Annotated in this window: 18 protein-coding genes and 3 pseudogenes; 11 read left to right on the forward strand and 10 right to left on the reverse strand. The window is 57.6% G+C overall.

Annotated elements, in window-relative coordinates; genetic code table 11:
- The 5 genes and pseudogenes from AACY07_RS13305 to AACY07_RS13325 form a co-directional block, all read right to left on the reverse strand.
- Positions 1-568 (reverse strand): annotated as a pseudogene (locus AACY07_RS13305) (lipase family protein); the annotation flags it as partial.
- Positions 565-1,362, reverse strand: a pseudogene (locus AACY07_RS13310) (hypothetical protein). The pseudogenes AACY07_RS13305 and AACY07_RS13310, both read right to left, overlap by 4 nt.
- Entirely contained in the window at positions 1,359-2,207 is an 849-nt protein-coding gene (locus tag AACY07_RS13315) for a DUF4123 domain-containing protein (protein WP_339475166.1), read from the reverse strand. Before AACY07_RS13315 ends, AACY07_RS13310 begins: the two are co-directional and overlap by 4 nt.
- Positions 2,204-4,279, reverse strand: coding sequence for a type VI secretion system Vgr family protein (tssI, locus tag AACY07_RS13320; RefSeq protein WP_339475168.1), 2,076 nt, complete (start codon positions 4,277-4,279; stop codon positions 2,204-2,206). The genes AACY07_RS13315 and tssI overlap by 4 nt, the downstream gene beginning before the upstream one ends.
- A gap of 107 nt (positions 4,280-4,386) precedes the next feature.
- Positions 4,387-4,905 (reverse strand): Hcp family type VI secretion system effector, encoded by a 519-nt coding sequence (locus tag AACY07_RS13325; protein WP_219261057.1) that lies wholly within the window; start codon positions 4,903-4,905, stop codon positions 4,387-4,389.
- Between the two features lie 683 nt (positions 4,906-5,588).
- Between AACY07_RS13325 and AACY07_RS13330 the strand changes: the two are divergent.
- The 3 genes and pseudogenes from AACY07_RS13330 to AACY07_RS13340 all read left to right on the forward strand — a co-directional run.
- Positions 5,589-6,431: pseudogene (locus AACY07_RS13330) on the forward strand (type VI secretion system protein TssA); the annotation flags it as partial.
- The gene (locus AACY07_RS13335; protein ID WP_339475544.1) at positions 6,426-7,154 is read left to right on the forward strand and encodes a PP2C family protein-serine/threonine phosphatase; all 729 of its coding nucleotides are present in this window, start codon (positions 6,426-6,428) and stop codon (positions 7,152-7,154) included. The pseudogene AACY07_RS13330 and the gene AACY07_RS13335, both read left to right, overlap by 6 nt.
- The gene (locus AACY07_RS13340) at positions 7,151-8,155 is read left to right on the forward strand and encodes a serine/threonine-protein kinase (RefSeq protein ID WP_339475170.1); all 1,005 of its coding nucleotides are present in this window, start codon (positions 7,151-7,153) and stop codon (positions 8,153-8,155) included. The genes AACY07_RS13335 and AACY07_RS13340 overlap by 4 nt, the downstream gene beginning before the upstream one ends.
- Before the next feature lie 39 nt (positions 8,156-8,194).
- Here the strand turns inward: AACY07_RS13340 and AACY07_RS13345 are convergent, their stop codons facing one another.
- A complete protein-coding gene (locus tag AACY07_RS13345) occupies positions 8,195-8,356 on the reverse strand; it encodes a DUF2986 domain-containing protein (RefSeq protein ID WP_133076105.1) in 162 nt (53 codons plus the stop codon).
- Between the two features lie 524 nt (positions 8,357-8,880).
- On the opposite strand from AACY07_RS13345, the gene AACY07_RS13350 reads away from it, so the two are divergent.
- Positions 8,881-9,969 carry a YkvI family membrane protein gene (locus AACY07_RS13350; RefSeq protein ID WP_219261060.1) on the forward strand — a complete coding sequence of 363 codons (1,089 nt, stop codon included), beginning with the start codon at positions 8,881-8,883 and terminating at the stop codon, positions 9,967-9,969.
- Between the two features lie 61 nt (positions 9,970-10,030).
- Here AACY07_RS13350 and AACY07_RS13355 read toward each other — a convergent pair whose 3' ends face one another.
- Both AACY07_RS13355 and AACY07_RS13360 read right to left on the reverse strand, forming a co-directional pair.
- Entirely contained in the window at positions 10,031-11,368 is a 1,338-nt protein-coding gene (locus AACY07_RS13355; protein ID WP_339475172.1) for an MFS transporter, read from the reverse strand.
- A gap of 126 nt (positions 11,369-11,494) precedes the next feature.
- Complete coding sequence (locus AACY07_RS13360) at positions 11,495-12,391, reverse strand: DMT family transporter (protein WP_339475174.1); 897 nt, start codon at positions 12,389-12,391, stop codon at positions 11,495-11,497.
- Positions 12,392-12,488: 97 nt separating this feature from the next.
- On the opposite strand from AACY07_RS13360, the gene AACY07_RS13365 reads away from it, so the two are divergent.
- Positions 12,489-13,820 carry an aminotransferase-like domain-containing protein gene (locus tag AACY07_RS13365; RefSeq protein WP_339475177.1) on the forward strand — a complete coding sequence of 444 codons (1,332 nt, stop codon included), beginning with the start codon at positions 12,489-12,491 and terminating at the stop codon, positions 13,818-13,820.
- Between the two features lie 26 nt (positions 13,821-13,846).
- Here the strand turns inward: AACY07_RS13365 and AACY07_RS13370 are convergent, their stop codons facing one another.
- Positions 13,847-14,284, reverse strand: coding sequence for an Lrp/AsnC family transcriptional regulator (locus AACY07_RS13370; protein ID WP_133076111.1), 438 nt, complete (start codon positions 14,282-14,284; stop codon positions 13,847-13,849).
- Positions 14,285-14,416: 132 nt separating this feature from the next.
- Here AACY07_RS13370 and AACY07_RS13375 point away from each other — a divergent pair, with 132 nt between their 5' ends.
- Positions 14,417-15,310, forward strand: coding sequence for a DMT family transporter (locus AACY07_RS13375; protein WP_339475180.1), 894 nt, complete (start codon positions 14,417-14,419; stop codon positions 15,308-15,310).
- Between the two features lie 62 nt (positions 15,311-15,372).
- On the opposite strand, the gene AACY07_RS13380 is transcribed toward AACY07_RS13375, so the two are convergent.
- Positions 15,373-15,864, reverse strand: coding sequence for a hypothetical protein (locus tag AACY07_RS13380; RefSeq protein WP_133076113.1), 492 nt, complete (start codon positions 15,862-15,864; stop codon positions 15,373-15,375).
- A gap of 252 nt (positions 15,865-16,116) precedes the next feature.
- Between AACY07_RS13380 and AACY07_RS13385 the strand changes: the two genes are divergently transcribed.
- From AACY07_RS13385 to AACY07_RS13405, 5 genes are read left to right on the forward strand one after another with little or no spacing between them, the layout of a single operon-like run.
- A complete protein-coding gene (locus AACY07_RS13385; RefSeq protein WP_339475183.1) occupies positions 16,117-17,697 on the forward strand; it encodes an ABC transporter substrate-binding protein in 1,581 nt (526 codons plus the stop codon).
- A complete protein-coding gene (locus tag AACY07_RS13390) occupies positions 17,682-18,665 on the forward strand; it encodes an ABC transporter permease (protein ID WP_339475186.1) in 984 nt (327 codons plus the stop codon). The genes AACY07_RS13385 and AACY07_RS13390 overlap by 16 nt, the downstream gene beginning before the upstream one ends.
- Complete coding sequence (locus tag AACY07_RS13395) at positions 18,662-19,468, forward strand: ABC transporter permease (protein WP_133076117.1); 807 nt, start codon at positions 18,662-18,664, stop codon at positions 19,466-19,468. The genes AACY07_RS13390 and AACY07_RS13395 overlap by 4 nt, the downstream gene beginning before the upstream one ends.
- Positions 19,468-20,259: an ATP-binding cassette domain-containing protein gene (locus AACY07_RS13400; protein ID WP_339475189.1), complete on the forward strand. Its 792-nt coding sequence runs from the start codon at positions 19,468-19,470 to the stop codon at positions 20,257-20,259. Before AACY07_RS13395 ends, AACY07_RS13400 begins: the two co-directional genes overlap by 1 nt.
- Positions 20,252-20,842 (forward strand): ATP-binding cassette domain-containing protein, encoded by a 591-nt coding sequence (locus AACY07_RS13405; RefSeq protein ID WP_339475192.1) that lies wholly within the window; start codon positions 20,252-20,254, stop codon positions 20,840-20,842. The genes AACY07_RS13400 and AACY07_RS13405 overlap by 8 nt, the downstream gene beginning before the upstream one ends.
- The last annotated feature ends 65 nt before the right edge of the window (positions 20,843-20,907 follow it).

The following is a 20,907-nucleotide window of genomic DNA, read 5'->3' on the forward strand; positions in this document are numbered from 1 at the left end:
AACGGTTTGCTAGCTCAGGTTTGTAACCAGCACTTCCTTTGACCGGTAGCGGTCGAAACAGCTTAAAGACATGGAAGTTGGGAGGGAAATGGCGTGCGGACAACGGCGGCAGGTGTGCGCCGTGCTCTACGAGTTCTCGTACCTCTACCTGATAAAAGGCTCCCACATTGGTCTTGTCTTGTGCAGGATTGGATTGAGTGCGAAGACCGGACTTATTGGAGAAGCGAGTTTTCTCGGCTCGCACCTGTAGTTCGGTGATGGGTAGGGGGTAGTGATCTCTTCCACTTAAAACTGTGTAGGTTTTCTCGCGTCCCTGATAGGGCTGATTCAGCGTCAGCACCACAGGGCCGCAGTAGTGGTTTTCCACTTTCCCGGAGCCTGTCACATCCAGCTTGCCGGTGTAGATAATGTCTTCGTAGTCGATGATCTGATAGGTCAGCCCGGCATAAGGTTGTCCATCACCGAACTCGTCCACTAACTGAAAACTGGTCGAGTGTTCCCGTAAAGGGCAAGCGTGAATTGTGCCATCCATGGATGACCTGTCACGTTCTGGCAGTGCAGGGATCATGGGGTCACCTCCTTGTTTTCGGTACAACCGGGGTAAATGGTGCAGGTGTCGCGGCCATCCGGCATGCGGAAGGTGCTGAAGTCTTTGTAATTGCCATAGCAAAAGGCATATTGGTCTTCAAAATTGTCTCCCATACAGCGTTTCCATCCACCGGGCACCTTGACTCAGGTGTCCTTCATGTAAGGTCTTTCCTCATCGGCCAACTTGATTTTCAGTTTCACGGTTTTGCCTGGTAGCTGATCAAGGGTGTACGCGGCGAACGGACGACCTTTGGTGACATTGCCCTGGGCATCGGTGTTTTTGCAGAAGAGGATTTTTACAATGCGACGCAAACTGCCCGATGTGCGGAACAGCCATTGGCACTGACCGAAGAACTCGCTTTCGCCAGCCGCATTGAAGGTGCCCTTGTGGTGAGCGTCGAGATAATCGCGCACCGCGATAAACCCGGAATCTCCGCCGGAGTCACCAAAATCTTTGCCGTATACCCCATTGATCTCAAGGTCTATGCCATTCAGCACCAACTCACAGCCTTTGCGGGTGCTATGTATTTCAATCTCTACATCGGGCCTGTATTCAGCCCACCATTCGCGGTTGAACTGCTGTTTCACATTGTTATACCTGCCCAGGTTGCAAGATTGACCGGGGACAGGTACGTAGGTCACTTTCGCGACATAGGCAAAACCCGGTGGCATGTCGGCAGTAAGGGTAAAAGTGTCGGACTTTCCTGTGGCTGAGCAGCCGCCAGTCAGGGCCAGGCAACTGCCAAGAATTAAACGGTGAATAACGCGTTTCATACGGGGCCATCTCCCTGCCAATACAGCGCTTGCTGATAAACCCGGTCAAAGTGCATCGCCGGGGTTTCGTTTGGCCGGGGTAGCCAGTTTTTGGGTGGGGTGTAATCCGACGCCTGCAAGTTTTGCATCAGCAAAAAATGAATGCTGTCGGGTTCCTGCCAGCCCCAGGTGTGCGCCAGGTCGAGCTGGCCCCGTAGCCAGGCATCAATGTCTTGTTCTCGGGCCAGATCGAGCAGCGTGTCGAAGTGCTCGCGGACCAGGTAACGGCGCGTATTGTCGAACTGTATGCCCATGAAGGTTTCGTCAGGCGTAGGGATATGGCACCAGGCGGGGTCTGTGGGCAGGGGATGAATACCGGGATCAGGGTTGTCGGTAACAGTCCACTGCTCAGCCTGCCAATAACACACGCTGGTCATGAGGCCGAGGTAGTCCGCACGCTGCTCGGGTTGCAGGTAGGCCAGTGCACGCCCCAGTACGCGGTTATCGTGAAAGCGATAAAGTGCTTGGTTCGGCCGCTCACCGGTCACCAGACGCTTCTGCCAATGGGCGGTCAACGCATCGAGGTCAGCGCTTGCGGCGCTGGCAAGCCAGCCCCAATGACGGTCCGGTGTCTTGAGCAGGGCCTGAAGGGTCGGATGCTCAACCGTGTCCAACCGGAAGAGGCAGGGAGCAACGTTCGCCAATGAATCAGCAGGTGTTCCCCTGTACAGATTGCGGTAGTGATCGACGCCCAGTTCACTGACCAACCCATTGCGCTCGTCAAGTTGGCCATCTGAATCCAGTACCAGGTAAAGGTGTCGTCCCTGCCGGGTTTGCTCTTGCAACCATTGTTCAAGGGTAATCATGCACGTTCTCCAGTGCTGCATAGACCATCACGACAGGCCTCGCACAGTGGGCATTTGTCCGCCGCTTTCTGTTTGACGGCGGCCAAGATGGACAGCGGACTAGCGATAATCGATTGCGGTGCGCTGGCCAGCGCCTGGGCGGCTTGCAGCGAAGGAACACCCGCCACGGGCGCGCCCCCCTGAACAATGTCCACGCTGCTGAAAATGCCGCCTGCGGTGATGAGGATGTGTTGACCACCGGCCTGAAGCGTCAGGCTCATGCCGGCATTGATCACCACATGGGCCGCAGTGACATGGGCGTGTGCCCCGGCCTGAATCACCAGGGTGCCGTCGGCCGTCGTGCTGCTGTTGCCGGTGATGCTGATCAGTTCGTTGCCACCGATCACCGTGTTACGCAGGCCTTGGGTGGTGTGCAGTTCGTCACCCTTGATCAGGCTGGAGCTGTTGTTGTCCACCTGCTCAAAGCGGTCGTTGCTGATCAGGCTGTGGCTGTCCCGGGTGATGTGCTCGCGGCGGTCGTTACCGATGTGGGTGTCGCTGTCGTTGAGGACCACCTGTTCGATGTCGCGCTGCGCCCGCAGGTGGATCAACTCCTGACCGGCCCGGTCTTCAATCGACAGTTCGTTGTAGCCGCCATTGGCGGGTGAGCTGTGGCTACGCAGTACCGTTTTGGTCTTGTGCGCGGGCAAGGGGTAGGGCACCGGCGTGACCTTGTTGGGGACGCAACCGGTAATCAGCGGATGGTCGGGATTGCCCTCCAGATACGTCACGACGACTTCCATGCCGATGCGCGGTATAGTCACCGCACCGAAACCTTCCCCCGCCCAGCTGGATGACACCCGCAGCCAGCAACTGCTCTTGTCGCTGCCCAGTTCGGCGCGGTCCCAATGGAACTCGACTTTGACCCGGCCGTATTCATCGCAAAAAATCTCTTCCCCTACAGGCCCCGTAACGCGGGCCGTCTGGCTGACCAATACGGATTTGCGCGTGACCAAAGGGGGGCGGTAGAACACGTCCCAGGGGATCGCACTGAAGGTGTTGCGGTAACCCTGGGTGAAACCGTCTTCGGGGTTAACGTCGTGGGTGATCGCTTCCTCCAGCGCCTGAGGTTGCTTGCCTGTGTGCGTCACGCTGAGCAACAGCCATAAGTCGTTGCAGGCTGTTCGGGGGTGTTCGGTCAGGTCGAAGAAGTGACCGCTGCGCAGAGTTGGCTGGTCGCTTTTGCCCTCGGCTAACTGGTAGTCGGTGCGGTGCCGCTCCAGGGCTTGCCGGGCAATGTGTCTGCCGAGCTTTTCATTTTCGATCAGCGCCGGGTAACGGTAGTCTTCGAGCGCAGGGCTGAACTCGGCGGTGAAGTGGCTTTGCAGCAACAGGCTTGGGCGTTTTAAGTCATAGCCCCGGCGTGTGGTGGTGCTTGTTCGGGTGCTGTAACGCATCGAGAACTGGCTGACGACCGGGTGATCCGCCACCAGACCGGAGCCTTGCAGGTAGGGCGTACCCCCCAGTTTTGGGAAATAGGTCTGATCGTCGGTGAATACCAGAAGGTGGCCATCCTGGCTGTGCTGGTGGTGCCATGAAATGCCATCTTCACTGCATAACCGCTGGATGAACTCGAAGTCGTTTTCCCCGTATTGGGTGCAGTACTCGCGTTCCGGGCTGGTGTTGACGTGGAAGGTGTACGCATCGGCCTGGATGCCGTGGCCTTTAAGGACCTGGGCCACGATCTGCGGCACCGTCAGGTGCTGGAAAATCCGTTGGTTGTGGCTGAACTGCACGTAGTGCAGGGCAGGCACGAGGGTTAATTGATAACGGGTGAGGCGGCGACCGGACTCGCCTACGAAGACCTCTTCGATATGGCCATGAATGCCTTCACCATTGAGGCCAAACTGAAGAAAGGCGGGCTGACAGAGCAGGCTCTCCAGATCGAAATCGGGGTACTCGCTGACCAGTTCGATGTGGATCGCATACAAGCGGCTGATGGCTTCAGTGCCATCAAAGGCCAGGACCTTGAAGTCGTTGCGAACAGAGGGGATCAGTAACGTGAATTGCGCAGTATTGACGGGCGCGAACATATGCTTGTCCTTAGCGGAGAGATGAGACACAACGCGACGCCCAACCTGGACGCAATAAACGGCATCAACCGCCAAAGAGATTGATGCCGCGAAACAGCGAGTCAGTGTCAGCCTGCGACTGGGGTGCGCCAGTCATCAGAACCGGAAGTGCCGGACACTTCGTGAGTCCAGGTGATTTTTCGATAGGTGAACTCAACGTCTTCCAAATGGGTGAAGTGCGAATTCGACGGGTCCTGGCAGTTATGCATGTAGTCCTTGATGTCGACGATGATCGCGTCTTCAAGTTTGGTGGTGAAGTAGTGCTCTTGAGTGCCTGCCGACGAAGTGCGATACCACTCGATAGTGATTTCAGTCAGGCGCTCGCCGGATGTCAGTGCAGCCAGCAGCAGCGGCGAAGATTTGTCGAAGACCTTGGTGATCTTGACCGGTTTGTGAACGCGTTGACCGGTCGGTTGACCCGATTGCGGATCGCGAGGAATGATCACTTCGTGACTGAAACCCTGAACCATGACCTGGTCTTCATGACCTTCCTGGTAGGTGTTGCCGACCGAGTCAGCGGTGAAAGCGCCGGCGGTGATCAGACCTTGTTTGGTGCCCGTGATAGACATATATGCTGGCGTAGCCATGAATGCTTTCCTTGCTGAAAAATAGAGGAGTCCACAGGCTTAATTGCACTGCAGACGCCAAAGCAACTATCAAAGTTCATGCCAGAATAAATAAATCCATTATCTATCAATGATTTAAATTTAAAATCTAAAATTCAGCTAACGTTTGGTGCGAAAGTTCTCAATAAAGTGCGCAAGAAGTTGCGCAGTGCTGTGCAACTTCTTGCGCACTTGCCTGTGGGCGGCTAAGTTTGCACTTCGCAGAGATCTATCCACAGGGTTGTCCACATATAGGTGCGCAACTTTTGGCGCATGTACAGCAAGGTGATATTGCGCGGTTACAGCATCCGCAAAAATCAATCACTCAGGAATCTTCTTTGCTGCTTTTAGGAATAGTCCTACATGCCTATTCGTGAGATGAGTGTATGGTTCTCTCGCTTTATTTATTCTTGCGGCGCTGTAAGGGTATGAAAAAAATTTTCCTATGAGGGATTCTTATATTTCATTCTTTATGCTCGACAGGTAAATCTTTAAGCATCAATGCGGAGGCTCGGTATAAATCGTTGGAGTGTGAACTCCTGAAGGTTGCGTCGCTTACTCATGAATAGAGCTCGCTCGGAACTAAGTATCTAAAATTTTCCGTTTTTCCTCCGCCCCTTACAGTTCTTTGGATGTGTCGCGGAATTCTTAAATTAAGGTCATGGATGTCCTACTCCAGTAAACTTTCGGCTCACTATCTTGAACTCGCGAAAACCTCAATTTCCGAAGAGGGTTTTTCGGGCGAGGACGTTCGTTTTTCCAGCGAGTATGAAGGGTTGGAAAGCGAGCTGAGTAAAGCCCAATCCATGCACGAAAGCGGTCAGATTGACTGGCTGAAAATCTGTGAAAACAGCGAAACCCTATTACGTACCCAGTCCAAGGATTTGCGAGTGGGTGCCTGGCTGACCTGGGGCTTGTACCAGCGCGAATCCTTCCAGGGGCTGTTGGCTGGCCTGGGGTTTTTGCAACACTTGTGTGAGAACCATTGGGCTGAGATTCATCCAAGCAAGGCTCGCACCCGCGCAGCGGCCCTCAGTTGGTTGGTGCCACGCCTTGAGCAGGTGCTGAACGAAAACATCGCGATCAAAGAGCAACTGCCGCTGTTTCGCCGGCTGGTGGAGCACCTGGAAGGCCTGGATGCAGCCTGCTCCGAACATTTGGGCGACGACGCCCCGTTGTTTCTGCCAATCTCCCGCCGTTTAAAAAACCTGGTTCAGCGTGCTGCTGACAACCAGCCGGAACCCGGTCTGGTCGGCGCTGCTGTGGCCCAGGTCAAGCAGGCCGCCACGCAGTTGTTCACTCCCGGTGCGCCGATCGACAACGAGAAAGACGCCCACAAGGCCTTGCGTGTCCAGCAGGAAAATGCACGACCGTTATGCGCCTGGTGGCTCAAACAGAAGGCGACCGACGTGCGTGCGCTGCGCCTCAATCGCACGCTGTTGTGGCTGCCCATCGACGCGATTCCTGAGCGCAATAACGAGCAGATCACTGCGCTTCGTGGTCTGCCGGTGGCCAGTCCCTGGCGCAGCGCTGCGCGCACCGATGCAGGCAAGGTTCGGGCGCGCAACGAAGATGCTTTCCTGGACGCTGCGCAGCAAGGGTTGTGGGTGGTTGCGGACGGCATGGGGGGGCATCAGAAAGGCAATATCGCCAGCCAGTTGATCGTCGACAGCCTGGCGCAATTGCCGGTGCTGGATGATTTCGATGAAAGACTCAAAGGTATTCGCCAGTGCCTGCACTGGCTCAACCGCCGATTGAGTCAGGAGTTGACGGTCACCGCTGGGTGTCACGACAGCATCATGGGCAGCACCGTGGTGGCGCTGTTGGTAGAAGGCAGTCGCGCGGCCTGCATCTGGGCCGGTGATAGCCGCTGCTACCTGTGGCGTGGCCAGCGTTTATATCAGCTGTCCAAAGACCATTCGCTGCAACAGCAACTGATCGACGAGCAACACATGAGCGTCGAGCAGGCCAAGGACCATCCGGCAGCTCATGCTCTGACCCGCGCTGTAGGCGCTGCCGAGCAACTGACTCTGGATGTGCTGGAACTGGAGGTGTATCCCGGCGATGCGTTTTTGCTCTGCAGCGATGGGTTGTATCAAGGACTCGGCAGCGATGCACTCGGCAATGCCTTGAGCCTCACCGCCCCGCAAGTTGCGCTGGAGCGATTGTTTGACGGCGCATTGCGGGGCTCGGCTCGGGACAACCTGACAGCTGTAGTGATCCGCCAATGACGGAACACATGCAACCGATCAGCGACCTGCTGGAGAGCGAAGAGCAGGGCAGCAGGCTGACCTGCTTTGCGTTCGCGAAATCGTACAACGCTGACGCTGCGCTGGCGCCAACCAAGACCAGTACCGGTGAACTACCCGAGGTGCTGGCAGGCCGTTACCGCATCGAGCGTCTGCTCGGTGCCGGCGGTATGGGCGCTGTTTACCGTGCACGGGACTTGCTGAGAGAACAGTTCGGCGATCCCGACCCTTACGTCGCGCTGAAAGTGCTCAGCGAAGAATTTGCCGAGTCGCCGGACGCCAGCGCGCTGCTCTACAACGAGTTCGCCCTGACCCGGTGCCTGCGCCACGACAACGTACTGCGTTTGTACACCTTTGAAGTGGACACGGACTGCCAACGAGCATTTGTCACCATGGAATTCATGCGTGGCCTGACCCTGGATAACTTGCTCTGCGATCGCCCTCTGGGCCTGCCGTGGAAGGAGTTGCACGACATCGTGCTGCCGTTGCTCGATGCATTGGCCTACTCCCATGCCCGCGGCGTGCTGCATGGTGATATGAAGCCGAGCAACGTGATGCTTAGCGAAGAAGGCGTGCGGTTGTTTGACTTCGGACTCGGCCAGGCGCAGAAGGGCATCCTTCCCGGTCTGCCGCACTTGAGCCGCGAGCGCTTCAATGGCTGGACGCCGGGCTATGCGGCCCCGGAACTGCTTGAGGGCCAAGCGCTGTCGGCCAGTGCCGATGTGTACGGCGTGGCCTGCGTGATCTACGAGCTGGCGCAGGGCAAGCACCCTTTTCGCCGAGTGCCCTCGAATCACGCCCGCAATCAGCATCTGGAGCGCGAGCTGCAAGCGCCTGAGAACATGCCGAAACACTGCTGGTCAGCCCTGCGAACGGCGCTGGCTTTCGATGTGGCAGATCGAACGATCACTGCCAAGCAATTGCGTGATGCTTTCTCTGTCAATTCATCCTGGCTGCAGCGCTTGATTCATTGGCGCAACTGATCCCTATGGGCGCTTGGCAGAATCAGCGTTTGAAATCCGTCAGCTTTCGGATGAGGTGATCGGGTCCTGGCTGGTCTCGGCAGCCAGCTTCAGCCGGTCAGCTTTGCTGATGTACTTGACCTTGTTTTTCGGTGCCAGCTTGGCACTGGCTTTCTTGGCGTGAGCCTTCAATAGCTGCGTTATTTTCTTGCGACGGTTCATGTCTTCTACTCGGCGTGTAAGTGCTGTTCCACACGGGCGTTGATGGACGCTATGGAGCGGCGTTCTGTAACGACAATTGTCAGTTATTTTTGCAAGGAACGCTCAGTAAATGACGCGTATTTTTTCACGTGGCTTGATTCGAGGGATGGCAGGCCTTAGGCCTCACGCTGCGAGAGTGCGCGCCTGGGGTTTTTTGTCGAAATTGGCTAAGTGTTTGATTTGTAAAAGCATACTTGTTTCATAATGTTTCGAGTGTTTTTGCGGTCATTTTCGCCATGTTCTGTATTTATGTGCTGTCAGTTCATGGTTTTTGCGGATTTTGCTCCGTATTTTGTGACTTATATGGTGAAAATAACTGCTCAACACTTCCTATACTGCGCTCGGCGTCTGCGTACCTGCACCGTTCGAAAAAGCACGATGTTTTTTTGAGCTGCCATGGAGATAGTCGCTCTGCGGAAAGGATAGGGCATTAATGGCCTCACTTTTCCCGTGCACCTAATAAGTCTAAGAATGAGAAAAGTGTAATGAATAAACAGTCGGTCCAGATTGCTCTTGCATACATGTCTGTCGTCATTGGCGGTGGCTTCGCTTCCGGGCAGGAGGTGCTACAGTTTTTCACCGGCTATGGGTTGATAGGCATCGTAGGCACTCTGGTGAGCGGTTTGATGTTCGCATTCCTCGGCATGCAGATCGCTCGATTGAGTTCGAAGATGCAAGCGAACTCCCACAAAGAAGTTCTCTACATCCTGTTTGGCGCTCGTCTGGGGTGGGTTGTTGATGTCGTGCTGTCCTTCTTCCTGTACGGCGTCGGAGTGGTGATGCTGGCAGGTAGCGGTTCGATCTTTGCCCAGCAATACGACCTGTCTCCATTGTTTGGCGGTGCACTGATGGCTGTACTGGTGATCGCTACCCTGTGCATGAACGTCAAACGAATCATTGATTTGATCAGCGCGGTGATGCCTTTCCTGCTGGCGATGGTGTTGATCATCACCACCTACTCGATTTTCAGCTACAACGCCCCGATCGAGACCCTCGATGCAGTGGCCCGCGAAAACAATGAGACGGTCACTGGCAACTGGTTTGTCGGCGCATTGTTGTACGCATCGTTCAATATCGCCGTTGGCTTCCCGATGCTGGCTGTGATTGGCGGCATGACGAAGCAGCCCAAGGCTGCTGCACTCGGCGGCGTACTCGGCGGCCTGGGGCTGGGCGCGCTGATCCTGCTGTTGAATATCGGCCTGTTTGCCAACATCAACCAGTTGCAGGGCATTGAAATGCCATCCCTGGCACTGGCGGGGCGCATCTCGCCAATCCTTTCGGTGGTGATGTCGGTGGCGCTGGTATGTATGGTCTACAGCACGGCGGTGGGGATGTTCTTTGCGTTCAGCGCACGTTTCTCCAAGCCTGAAACGAGTCGCTTCAAAATGATCAGTGCAGTGACGGTGTGCGTGGGGCTAGGCCTGAGCCTGGGCGGCTTCAGCAAGTTGGTAGGCACTGTCTACCCGCTGCTGGGCTACGTCGGTTTCGCCCTGATCCTCGCCATCTGTTTCAACTGGGTGCGTGGTCGTTCCATTGCCAAGGCGCAAAAAGCCGCCCTGGACGCCGTGTCCTGATCTTGCTGGCGCCGAGCCCAGGCTCGGCGCCATCCCTTCTCAGTCCTGTTCTTCCAATCCTTCAGACCGTTGCTGCCGCCGCGCTCCCTTTTTCCGGCGTGGCAACATCATGCAGTGAAATCCGCGAGGTCTCGGGTAATGCCAGGCCGCCGGCCAGAGCCAGCAGTGCCACTGCCATCAGGTAAAACGCAGGCGACAGATTGCTGCCCGTGGAGCTGATCAGCCATGTGGCTACCAGCGGAGCCGTGCCACCGAAGAGGGTGTAGGCCATGTTGTAGGTGATTGCCGACGCGGTGTAGCGAGTGCGTGTCGGGAAGGTTTCCGAGAGCAACGCGGCGGTGACCACGCCACACAACACCGCACCTATGGCCAGGAGCATCACCCCGATGATGGACGCTGTGAACCCTCCGGAGCTGGCCATCATGAACGACGGGTACACCGCGACGATCAGCAGCACGCATGCCGTCACCACTGTAGCCCGACGCCCGACCCGGTCCGAATAGAGCCCGGCCAGCGGGCATATTGCAGCGGCGAAGATCAGCGCTATCAGCGACACCAGCAAGGCGGTGGCGCGACTCAACCCTCCTGCCACTTGCAGGTAGGTCGCGAAGTAGGTGGTGAACATGTAAAAAGACAGCGCCGTCAGCGACACAAAGGCCCCCAGGCAGCAGATGGCCGAGCCATGGTTGCGCAAGGTTTCCTTGAGAGGGGAGTGGGCAATCTCAAGTTCCTCGGTCACCGCCTGGAACGCCGGTGTTTCGTCCAGTCTCCAGCGCATGTAAAGCCCCACCAGGCCCAGGGGGGCGGCAATCAGGAACGGCAGGCGCCAGCCCCAGCTGCCCATGGCCTCGGCCGATAATGAGGCCTCAAGTGCGTAGGCCACCACGGCCGCGGCGGCAAAAGCGGAAAATGTCGACACGGGAAGAAAGCTGCCGTACCAGGCCCTTTTATCGTTGGGCGCGTGCTCCATCAGGTAGGCGCAGGCTCCCGCATATTCGCCCCCTGCAGAAAACCCTTGGGCGCAACGGATCAGGGTCAGAAGAATCGGCGCTGCAACCCCGATAGCGGCATAAGTGGGCAGCACTCCGATCAAGGTCGTAGCCCCGGCCATCAGCAGAATGGTCATGGCGAGTGTGCGCTTGCGCCCGATTCTGTCACCCAGCATGCCGAAGAAAATCCCTCCCAGTGGCCTGAATGCGAAGGCCACGGCAAACACCGCAAACGTCTTGAGCAGCGCGGCACTGGTATCGCCACTGGGGAAAAACTGCTGGGCGATGGTCGTGGCCAGAAAACCATACACGGCGAAGTCGAACCATTCGACGAAATTACCGATGGTGGCGGCGGCGATTACTTTTCTCAGCGTTTTCGGGCTGACCTGCTCTGTGGATACGCTCGTCATGCTGAACCTCGACCTGTCATCAGTAAGTCGTGATTATCGAGGCAGCGGTTGAGGTGATTCGCTCCAAAAGTGTCATCGGCATAGTCAGCACCGACTGATCCGCGGATTAACGCCGTGTGCTACAGGCTACCGGGCAAACTTTTTGGCACCTGCCACGCACAGAATCACCGCCGCGGTGACGCCAAACATGCCCATGCTGACGCTCTCGTGCAGCAACGTGGCCGCCAGTGCCAACCCGAAAAAGGGCTGCAGGAGCTGTAGTTGCCCAACCGCTGCGATCCCGCCCTGGGCCAGTCCGCGGTACCAGAATATGAAGCCGATTAGCATGCTGAATACCGAGATGTAAGCCAGGCCAAACCAGGCCGGGGGGCTGATGCCGGCGAATGAAGACGGGGCGCACAGCCATGCCAGTGGAGCCATGATGGGCAGCGACAGCACCAGCGCCCATGAAATCACCTGCCAGCCGCCCAGCGTGCGGGACAGTTTTGCGCCTTCGGCATAACCCAGGCCACAGATCAGGACGGCCAGGAGCATCAGGATGTCGCCTTCAGGAGCCGCTGTCAGGCCCTGGGACAGGGCATAAGCCACCACGAACGCACTGCCCAGGATAGAAAAAACCCAGAACGCAGGCCTTGGACTCTCCCCGCCGCGGACGACGGCGAAGGCTGCCGTGGAGAGAGGTAGCAGGCCGAGAAAAACAATGGTGTGGGCCGACGTCACATGCTGCAAAGCCAGTGCGGTCAACAAGGGAAAGCCGACGACAACGCCGGTTGCCACGAGTAACAGCGGGACCAGATGGCTTCGTTGCGGCCGCCGTGCCTTGAGCAACCCCAGAATGGCCAACGCAATCACACCGGCAATGCTGGCGCGGGCCAGGGTCAGAAACACCGGATCAAACGCCTGCACCGCCACCTTGGTCGCGGGCAGTGAAGCACTGAAAATGACCACGCCAATAAACCCGTTGATCCAGCCGCTCAGGTTTTTTTCAGCACTGGGGTTTTGCAGCTTGGAGGTACGTTCCATCGAGTCTCACGCTCACGGCTAATCGCGGGATTGCATGCAGCACATCCTAGGGCTGATGATTAATGACAATCAAAATATTGTCATGGATACAAGTTCGATGTCTCGATCCCGGTACAAGTCGCTGGTCGACGCGTTTGCAGTTGATATTCGCTCAGGGCGTTTGCCTCCAGGCACGCGGCTGCCTACGCACCGCCAGTTGGCGGCCAGTGAAGGCCTGGCGCTGGTTACGGCCAGCCGGGTGTATGCCGAGCTTGAGGCCATGGGGCTGGTCAGTGGCGAAACCGGGCGTGGCACGTTCGTCAGGGAAACCTCGCTGCCACCCGGCCACGGCATTGACCAGCCCGATGTGACTGCCGGGATGCTGGACCTCAACTACAACTACCCCTCATTGCCGGGCCAGGCCGATATGCTGCGCACCGCGCTGCGTCAGCTTGCGTTATCCGGTGATCTTGAGTCGTTGCTGCGCTACCAGCCCCATGGCGGGCGTCTGCATGAGCGGGCGTCGGTGGCGCGGCATCTGGCCATGAGCGGCCTGAACGTACCTGCCGAACAGGTGCTGATCGTCAATGGCGCGCAACACGGATTGACCGTCGTCCTGATGGCCTTGCTACAACCTGGGGATGTCATCGCAGTCGACGGGTTGACTTATCCGGGCTTCAAGGCACTGGCCCTTGCCCTGCATCTTGAAATACTGCCGATACCGACAACAGAAAACGGGCCCGATCTGGATACCCTTGCAAAGCTCTGCTGCAGCCGCTCGGTGCGCGCGATCTACAGCATGCCCACCTTGCATAACCCGTTGGGCTGGGTGATGGGCCTTGAGCAGCGCGAGCAGTTGGTAGCGATCGCTCGCAAGCATGATCTGCATATCATTGAAGACGCTGCCTACGCTTTTTTAGTCGAAAACCCACCTACGCCCCTGGCCGAGCTGGCACCTGAAAGGACGGTCTACGTTTCCGGGTTTTCCAAAAGTGTGGCGGCGGGCCTGCGGGTTGGATTTATCGTTGCGCCCGCAAAAAAAGTCGGTGTACTGGAGCGAATCATCAGGGTGACCGCCTGGAATGCCCCCGGCGTGATGACCGCAATCACCAGCGCCTGGCTTGACGATGGCACCGTAAGCCGCCTGGAGGCGCAAAAGCGCAAGGACGCACAAGCAAGGCAGCTTATCGCTGATGAACTACTGGCCGGGCTGCATACAATTCGTCATCCATCTTCCTACTTTGTCTGGCTACCCCTGTCGGAGGACGCCAGGGCGGATCAGGTGGTTGCAGCGTTGCTGCGTGAGCAGGTATCGGTCTCAACCGCCCAGCCGTTTGCCACCTCAACTCATGTGCCCCATGCGATCCGGCTGGCGCTGGGCTCGGTAGACATGAATTCACTGCGAGAGGGCCTGGCCAAAGTGAAATGGGTGGTTCAAGCCCATGCTTAGGGCGGGCAGGGCCTCAACCGGGAAGTTCACGCCATGGGCGGCAAGCGGCGTTTGACCGGGCTTTTCTTGATAATTGACGTATTGGTTTCGGCATAGGCATTCAGGCCATCGAGCAGACTGTCCAACTGCTCGATTGAACGCACATGCAAACGCGCGATAAAACAGTCATCCCCCGTGACCTTGTCGCATTCAGTGAACTGAGGGGTGTTCTGGATCTGGCGCTCCACCTCCTGCAACTGGCCGGGTAGCGGTCGAATGCGGATGATGGCCTGGAGCTGATAGCCGAAGGCCTTGGGATCAACGTTCACGGTATAACCGGTGATGACTTTGCGCTCCTCCAGCTTGTGTATTCGCTGCGCAACACTGGGTGACGACAGGCCGCTGATGCTGGCAAGGGTTTTAAGGGAGCAGCGGGAGTCTTCCATCAAGGCGCTGATCAATAGCTGATCTATCTCGTCGTTCATTTTTTGCTCCTTAGGCAAAACCAGCAGAATGCCTCAACACTAAAGGCAAACAGGTTGATTTGCCTTTTCTGGATTATGGAGCTGCGTGCGTCGAGATTGCCATACTGGTTTCCTACTTTGAAGGAGGCAAACATGGACAAAACAACGCAGCGCGGTTCGCTGGAAATGGTCGCTGCCATGCTGATTTCCGGCACCATCGGCTGGCTGGTCCTGCTCTCCGGGCAAGCGGTACTGGACGTCGTGTTCTGGCGCTGTGTATTCGGTGCGGCAACGTTGCTGGTGATTTGTGCGCTGATGGGTTTCCTGCGTCCCGGCATATTGAATCGTCATAGTTTTCTACTAATTGTGTTGAGCGGGGTAGCCATCGTCGCCAATTGGGTGCTGTTGTTTGCCTCCTACTCACGGGCCTCCATCGCCATTGGCACTGCTGTTTACAACGTCCAGCCGTTCATTTTGCTTGGTCTGGCGGCGTTGTTTCTCGGCGAAAAAATCACCCTGCAGAAACTGGCCTGGCTTGGGGTGTCTTTCGCCGGAATGCTGGCCATCGTCAGCGCCCATCACGGGCAAGGGGAGAGCGGAACGCAATACTTGCTGGGGATTGCCCTGGCGTTGAGTGCGGCGTTGATGTATGCCGTGGCCGTATTGATCATCAAGCGTCTGCGAGGCGTGCCCCCGCACCTGATCGCCTTGATCCAGGTCAGCACCGGAGTCCTGCTGCTGGCACCGATGGCCAACTTCACGGAACTGCCCACGGGCACACAGGCTTGGAGCACATTGCTGACGCTGGGCGTCGTCCACACCGGGCTTATGTACGTACTTCTCTACGGCGCAATCCAGAAACTGCCCACGGCATTGATCGGAGCCCTGAGCTTTATCTATCCCATCGCCGCGATATTTGTGGACTGGTTTGCCTTTGGCCATCGCCTGGAACTTCTGCAATGGATCGGAGTTGGCGCGATTCTGGTCGCTGCTGCCGGGATTCAATTGGGGTGGCGAGTGGGAGGGCGCAGGGTGGTGAATGGATGATTAGCGGCGGTCTACGCGTGCTTGGCCACTACCCTTGTGGCCAAGTACTCGTCAAATCTGGCTTAAATCCCCGACCGACTCATCGGGCTGATCATCCGCACTCCCAAGCTGAGCGCTTGCGTCACCAGTGCTCTGAGGTCAGCGGTGTTTTCGTCCTTGATGCACTGCGCCAGTTTCTCGCCAAGGGTCGGGGCGCAGTCGGTGCCTTCAGGGTAGGCGCGCAAGATCAATAGCCCGCTGTTGGTCAGTACGACTTCGTAAAACGCCACGCCGGACATGCCGTCGAAGTGGATGTAGCCGATATCGGCCAGCCATTTGACGGTGGCCAGGAACAGGTTTTCTTCCTTTTCCAGGGCTTCGCGGTCGCGGTCGCCCAGGGTTTTGTAATCGATAAAGCTCTCTGCAGTGAGGGTGATCGGCAAGGGGAAGTTGCGGTAAAGATGGCCCAGGATCAAACCGGTATAGCAGTCGAACAGTTCAATGTTGTTGGACGGCAGGGCGTTGATCGAGTGGACGTTTTTATCTTTGAGGTGACCGGCTAATCCTTTGAACATGCGAACCTCTGTCAGTTGAGTCTGTTTACCGTGACTGAATAATCTTCCCCATTGGTATAGCACAGTCACACGGCTGGAACCTGACCTGGGGCAATTGTTACAAAGTGATGCCAGCAGGCCGGAAAAACCCTAAAAAATCAGATGGATAACTGGCTATTTAGAGTCAGACTGCTATTACTGTTGGGCGCGATGACGTGCGCATAGCCGCTTTTCAGGCTGTCTGGGCGAGCCTATTTCTGATCGGGAGGATTGATGTCAAAGACTGCATGGATGCGTAACACCTTGGTGGCGGCTGCTTTGCTGAGTGTAATGGCAGTGCCGGCTTATTCGTCGCAGGCCCGCACCTTGCAACTGGCCATTGGCGATGAGCCGACCGAGGGTTTTGACCCTATGTTGGGATGGAGCCACGGCAGTTACTTGCTGTTGCACAGCCCGTTGCTCAAGCAGAACGAAGACTTGTCCTGGAGCAGTTTTCTGCTAAGCGATTATCAGGCCAGTGACGATGGCAAGACCTGGACCCTGAAGCTCAAGCCCGACCTCAAGTTCTCTGACGGCTCGCCCCTGACAGCCAAGGATGTGGCCTACACCTACAACAATGCGGCGGCCAGTGGCGGCAAGGTCGACATGGGTAACTTTCTCAAGGCCGAGGCGGTTGACCCACTCACCGTGCGTATCGAGCTGAAGGCGCCGCAAAGCACCTTCGTCAATGTGCTCGGCTCGCTGGGTATTGTTTCGGCGGACAAATACGATGCCAAAACCTACGCGCAAAAGCCGATTGGCGCAGGGCCCTATCGACTGGTCAGTTATCAGCCGGGCCAGCAGTTGATTGTTGAGGCCAACCCGTTCTACGCGGGGCAAAAGAACGATTTCAATAAACTGGTGTTTGTTTTCCTTGATGAAGACAGCGCTTTTGCTGCCGCCCAAAGCAAGCAGTTGGGCATTGTGCGCATTGCCCCTTCGCTGGCAGTGACTCCGGCACCCGGCATGAAACTGTGGGTGCGCCCCAGCGTTGAAAACCGTGGCATTGTGATGCCGACCATCGCCTCGGGTAAAAAAGATGCCCACGGTTATCCCATTGGCAATGATGTGACGGCAGATGTCGCCATCCGCAAAGCCATCAACTATGCAATCGATCGTCAACTGCTCGCCGATCAGATTCTCGAAGGGCATGCTGTGCCGGCGTATTCCGGCGTCCAGGGCTTGCCGTGGGCTAACCCGGATGCGGCCTTCAAGGACGGCGATATCGCCAAGGCCAAGCAGATTCTGGATCAGGCCGGTTGGGTAGAAACCGCCAGCGGTGTCCGTGAGAAAAATGGCCAGCCGGCCAAAATCACCCTGTGGTACGCCAGTGGCGATGCCACCCGTCGTGACCTGGCCCAGGCCGTGCGTTCGATGCTCAAACCCGTGGGTATCGACGTGGACCTGAAGTCCGGCAGTTGGGAGACCGTCGAGCGCAATATGCACGCCAACCCGACGCTCTTTGGCTGGGGCAGTCTTGACCCGATGGAGCTTTACCACCACTACAGCAGCCAGGCGGCGGGCGTCGAGTACTACAACCCCGGCTATTACAAGAATCCGGCAGTCGATCAGCATCTCCAGCAAGCACTGGATGCGCCGACCTGGCAGCAGGCGGTGCCGTTCTGGCAGCAAGTGGAGTGGGATGGCAAGACCGGCGTTGGCGTCAAAGGCGACGCGGCCTGGGCCTGGCTACTGAACGTGCAACACACTTATCTGGCCGATGAGTGTGTGGATTTGGGCAAAGGCGCGCCGGAAATCCACGGGTCCTGGTCGCTGCTCAACAGCATCGATGGCTGGAAATGGACCTGCAAGTGATACGCGGGCTCTCGCTCTTCGTTGTGCGTTTGATGGGCTTGCTGCTGGTGACAGCAGCGGGCACTTTTGCGTTGCTCAGCTTTTCTCCGGTGGACCCGATACGCGCCTATATAGGCAACGACTTGCTGCACGTGCCGCCCGAGCAATACCCGTTGATTGCCGCGCGCTGGGGGCTCGACCTGCCGTTGTGGGAGCGCTTCTTGCGCTGGTTCGGCCAAATGCTGCAAGGGGATTTTGGCTACTCGATGCTCTATAACGCGCCGGTCTCGCAGGTGATCGGCGAGCGCTTTGCGACCTCATTCGCCCTGCTGTTCTCGGCCTGGGTGTTTTCCGGCATCGTCGGCATGGTCCTGGGCCTGACGGCAGGGCGCTACTTGAACCGTTGGCCTGACCGGCTGATTTCGACCCTGTCCTATGTGCTCGCCTCCCTGCCGACCTTCTGGATTGGTCTGTTGCTCCTGTCGTTGTTTGCCGTAACCCTCAACTGGGCGCCGATCTGCTGCGCCTGGACCCCTGGCAGTAATGCCGAAACCGCCACCTGGGGCGACAAGCTCAAGCACTTGATTCTGCCCATGCTGGCGCTTGGCATGCTGGGCGTAGGCAATATCGCCCTGCATACCCGCTCGCGGGTGGCCGAGGTGATGAACAGCGAGTTCATACGGTATGCCCGTGCCCAGGGCGATAAGGGCTGGCCGTTGATCAACTTCCATATCGTGCGCCATGCCCTGACCCCTGCCGTGTGTCTGCAATTTGCATCCGTGGGGGAGTTGATCGGGGGCTCGTTGCTGGCTGAAAAAGTATTCGCTTATCCAGGCCTGGGGCAGGCCACGATTGATGCAGGGTTGCGCGGTGATATTCCGTTGTTGATGGGGATTGTGATGTTTTGCGCGGTGCTGGTCTTTACCGGCAACAGCATTGCCAACGCGCTGTTATTGCGCCTCAACCGTGGGGCGGCGCGCCAGTCATGACGTACGATCCGAATCGCGCCTTGCTCAGGCTCTGCCTCTCGCTATTGATCTTGCTGGTGTTGATCGCCTATGGCATTTCGATCATCAATGTCGATGTCTCCATGGACCTGCTGGCGCGGCGTCTGCCACCGTCGGCCGAGTACTGGTTTGGTACCGACAGCCTGGGGCGCGATCTCTGGCTACGGTGCTTTCAGGGGATGACCACCAGCCTGCAGATCGGCCTGACCGCGGCCTTCAGCAGTGGTTTTCTGGCCATGCTGGCCGCCAGTTTGTGTGCGCTGAACAAAACCCTGGATTACCTGATTCGCGGCCTTATCGACAGCATGCTGGCGTTGCCGCATTTACTGTTGCTGGTGCTGATTTGTTTCACCCTGGGCGGTGGCAAGCAGGGGGTGATCCTGGCGGTGGCCCTGACCCACTGGCCGCGGCTGGCATTGATCCTGCGTGGCGAGATCCTGCGTATCCGTGAGACGGATTTCGTGATGCTCTCGCACCGCCTGGGCAACAGCAACTTCTACCGCTGGCGCCATCACTTGCTGCCCTTGCTGTTGCCACAGTGGATCATCGGGACCTTGTTGATGTTCCCCCACGCGGTTTTGCATTCAGCGGCGTTGAGCTTTCTGGGCTTTGGCCTGGCACCCCATGACCCGTCCCTTGGCCTGTTGCTGGCCGATGCGCTGAGGTATTTGAGCAGTGGCGCCTGGTGGCTGGCGTTTTTTCCGGGTTTGATCCTGGTGAGTCTGGTGTTGGTGTTTGACCAATTTGCACGGGCATTGCAGCAGCTCTGGATAAGGATTACCTGATGCTCAAATTCGACCAGTTTTCGATCGATGTTGCTCATTACCACTGGCTGGGCCACAAAACCTGGCATCCATTGCTAAGCAATATCTCCCTTGAGGTTCATCCCGGCGAGCTGGTGGCGCTGGTGGGTTCCAGCGGTGAGGGTAAAAGCCTGCTGTTGCAAAGCACCCTAGGCTTGCTGCCCGAAAACATGCGCTGTCGCGGTGACATAGTGCTCGACGGGCAGGTACTGGGTGATGCCGGCAAGGTCGATCAGCGCGGTAAAACGGTGTGTTATGTGCCCCAGGGTGTCAGCGCCTTGAATCCGCTGATCAAGGTCGGGCCGCAATTGATGCGTGCCGCACGCTTGAGCGGAGCCAGGCTGGGAATGGGGGATGTGGCTGAGCAACTCAAGCACTACAACTTGCAGCCGGAGTTGGTGGATGAGTTTCCACGGACTCTGTCGGGCGGGATGGCCAAGCGCGTGCTGGCCAGTTGCGCGGCCCTGACCCATACGCGTTATATCCTCGCTGACGAGATCACCTCGTGGCTGGATGACGAGCATGCCTGCCAGTTGCTGACTCAGCTCAAGGGTTTTTGCCTGCAGGGGCGCGGCATATTGTGGGTTACCCATGATCTGGCGCTGGCGGCACGTTTTGCTGACAGGATCGCCGTATTGCACCAGGGCGAACTGCACGAAACCCTGAGTGCGACAGAGCTACGGGAGAACGGTGGCAGTCCTTGGTTGCAGTCGCTGTGGGCGGCGTTGCCCGAGCAGCAGTTCCTGGCGCGCAGGGTGCCTGAATATGCTTGAAGTCCAGCAACTGAGTATCGTGCAGGACGGTCGCCGGCTTTGGGATTCGGTGTCGTTTCACGTCCGGCCGGGAGAGCGTCAGGGCATCTCGGCGCCCAGCGGCTATGGGAAAACCACCTTGGGCCGGGTGCTGGCGCAATGGCAGTCGGCAACGTCGGGCCGGGTCACTGTGGATGGCAAGCCCCTGTCGCAAAAGGGTTATTGCCCGGTCCAGTTAGTGCCGCAACATCCCGAGCAGACCTTCAATCCTTATCGCACCACGGGCGAAAGCCTGCGCGATGCCTGGTCGCCGGACGCTGCCTGGCTGGCGCGCCTGGCCGTAAATCCCGGCTGGCTGACGCGGCGTCCGGATGAGTTGTCGGGCGGCGAACTGGCGCGTATCGCCTTGCTCAGGGCCCTTGATCCGCGCACCCGCTACCTGATTGCTGACGAAGTCACTGCCCAACTGGACCCGCACATTCAGGCCCAGGTCTGGCACGTCTTGCTGGAAGAGGCCAGGCATCGTGAGTTGGGGCTGATTGTGTTCAGCCACAACAAGGCGCTGCTGGAGAAGGTGTGTTCGAGTATCTGGGTGGCGCAGTGAATGTTGCGTAAATCCTGTAGCCGCACCGCAACCCCCCTGTGGGAGCGGGCTTGCTCGCGATGCAG

Origin of the sequence: Pseudomonas sp. RL_5y_Pfl2_69, from assembly GCF_963970465.1 — a bacterium.
Taxonomy (GTDB): Bacteria; Pseudomonadota; Gammaproteobacteria; order Pseudomonadales; family Pseudomonadaceae; genus Aquipseudomonas.

Bases quoted from the DNA above. Each gene is read 5' to 3' on its own strand.
- AACY07_RS13315 (WP_339475166.1), bottom strand. From the start codon at position 2,207: ATGATTACCCTTGAACAATGGTTGCAAGAGCAAACCCGGCAGGGACGA.
- tssI (WP_339475168.1), bottom strand. From the start codon at position 4,279: ATGTTCGCGCCCGTCAATACTGCGCAATTCACGTTACTGATCCCCTCT.
- AACY07_RS13325 (WP_219261057.1), bottom strand. From the start codon at position 4,905: ATGGCTACGCCAGCATATATGTCTATCACGGGCACCAAACAAGGTCTG.
- AACY07_RS13340 (WP_339475170.1), top strand. From the start codon at position 7,151: ATGACGGAACACATGCAACCGATCAGCGACCTGCTGGAGAGCGAAGAG.
- AACY07_RS13345 (WP_133076105.1), bottom strand. From the start codon at position 8,356: ATGAACCGTCGCAAGAAAATAACGCAGCTATTGAAGGCTCACGCCAAG.
- AACY07_RS13350 (WP_219261060.1), top strand. From the start codon at position 8,881: ATGAATAAACAGTCGGTCCAGATTGCTCTTGCATACATGTCTGTCGTC.
- AACY07_RS13355 (WP_339475172.1), bottom strand. From the start codon at position 11,368: ATGACGAGCGTATCCACAGAGCAGGTCAGCCCGAAAACGCTGAGAAAA.
- AACY07_RS13360 (WP_339475174.1), bottom strand. From the start codon at position 12,391: ATGGAACGTACCTCCAAGCTGCAAAACCCCAGTGCTGAAAAAAACCTG.
- AACY07_RS13365 (WP_339475177.1), top strand. From the start codon at position 12,489: ATGTCTCGATCCCGGTACAAGTCGCTGGTCGACGCGTTTGCAGTTGAT.
- AACY07_RS13370 (WP_133076111.1), bottom strand. From the start codon at position 14,284: ATGAACGACGAGATAGATCAGCTATTGATCAGCGCCTTGATGGAAGAC.
- AACY07_RS13375 (WP_339475180.1), top strand. From the start codon at position 14,417: ATGGACAAAACAACGCAGCGCGGTTCGCTGGAAATGGTCGCTGCCATG.
- AACY07_RS13380 (WP_133076113.1), bottom strand. From the start codon at position 15,864: ATGTTCAAAGGATTAGCCGGTCACCTCAAAGATAAAAACGTCCACTCG.
- AACY07_RS13385 (WP_339475183.1), top strand. From the start codon at position 16,117: ATGTCAAAGACTGCATGGATGCGTAACACCTTGGTGGCGGCTGCTTTG.
- AACY07_RS13390 (WP_339475186.1), top strand. From the start codon at position 17,682: ATGGACCTGCAAGTGATACGCGGGCTCTCGCTCTTCGTTGTGCGTTTG.
- AACY07_RS13395 (WP_133076117.1), top strand. From the start codon at position 18,662: ATGACGTACGATCCGAATCGCGCCTTGCTCAGGCTCTGCCTCTCGCTA.
- AACY07_RS13400 (WP_339475189.1), top strand. From the start codon at position 19,468: ATGCTCAAATTCGACCAGTTTTCGATCGATGTTGCTCATTACCACTGG.
- AACY07_RS13405 (WP_339475192.1), top strand. From the start codon at position 20,252: ATGCTTGAAGTCCAGCAACTGAGTATCGTGCAGGACGGTCGCCGGCTT.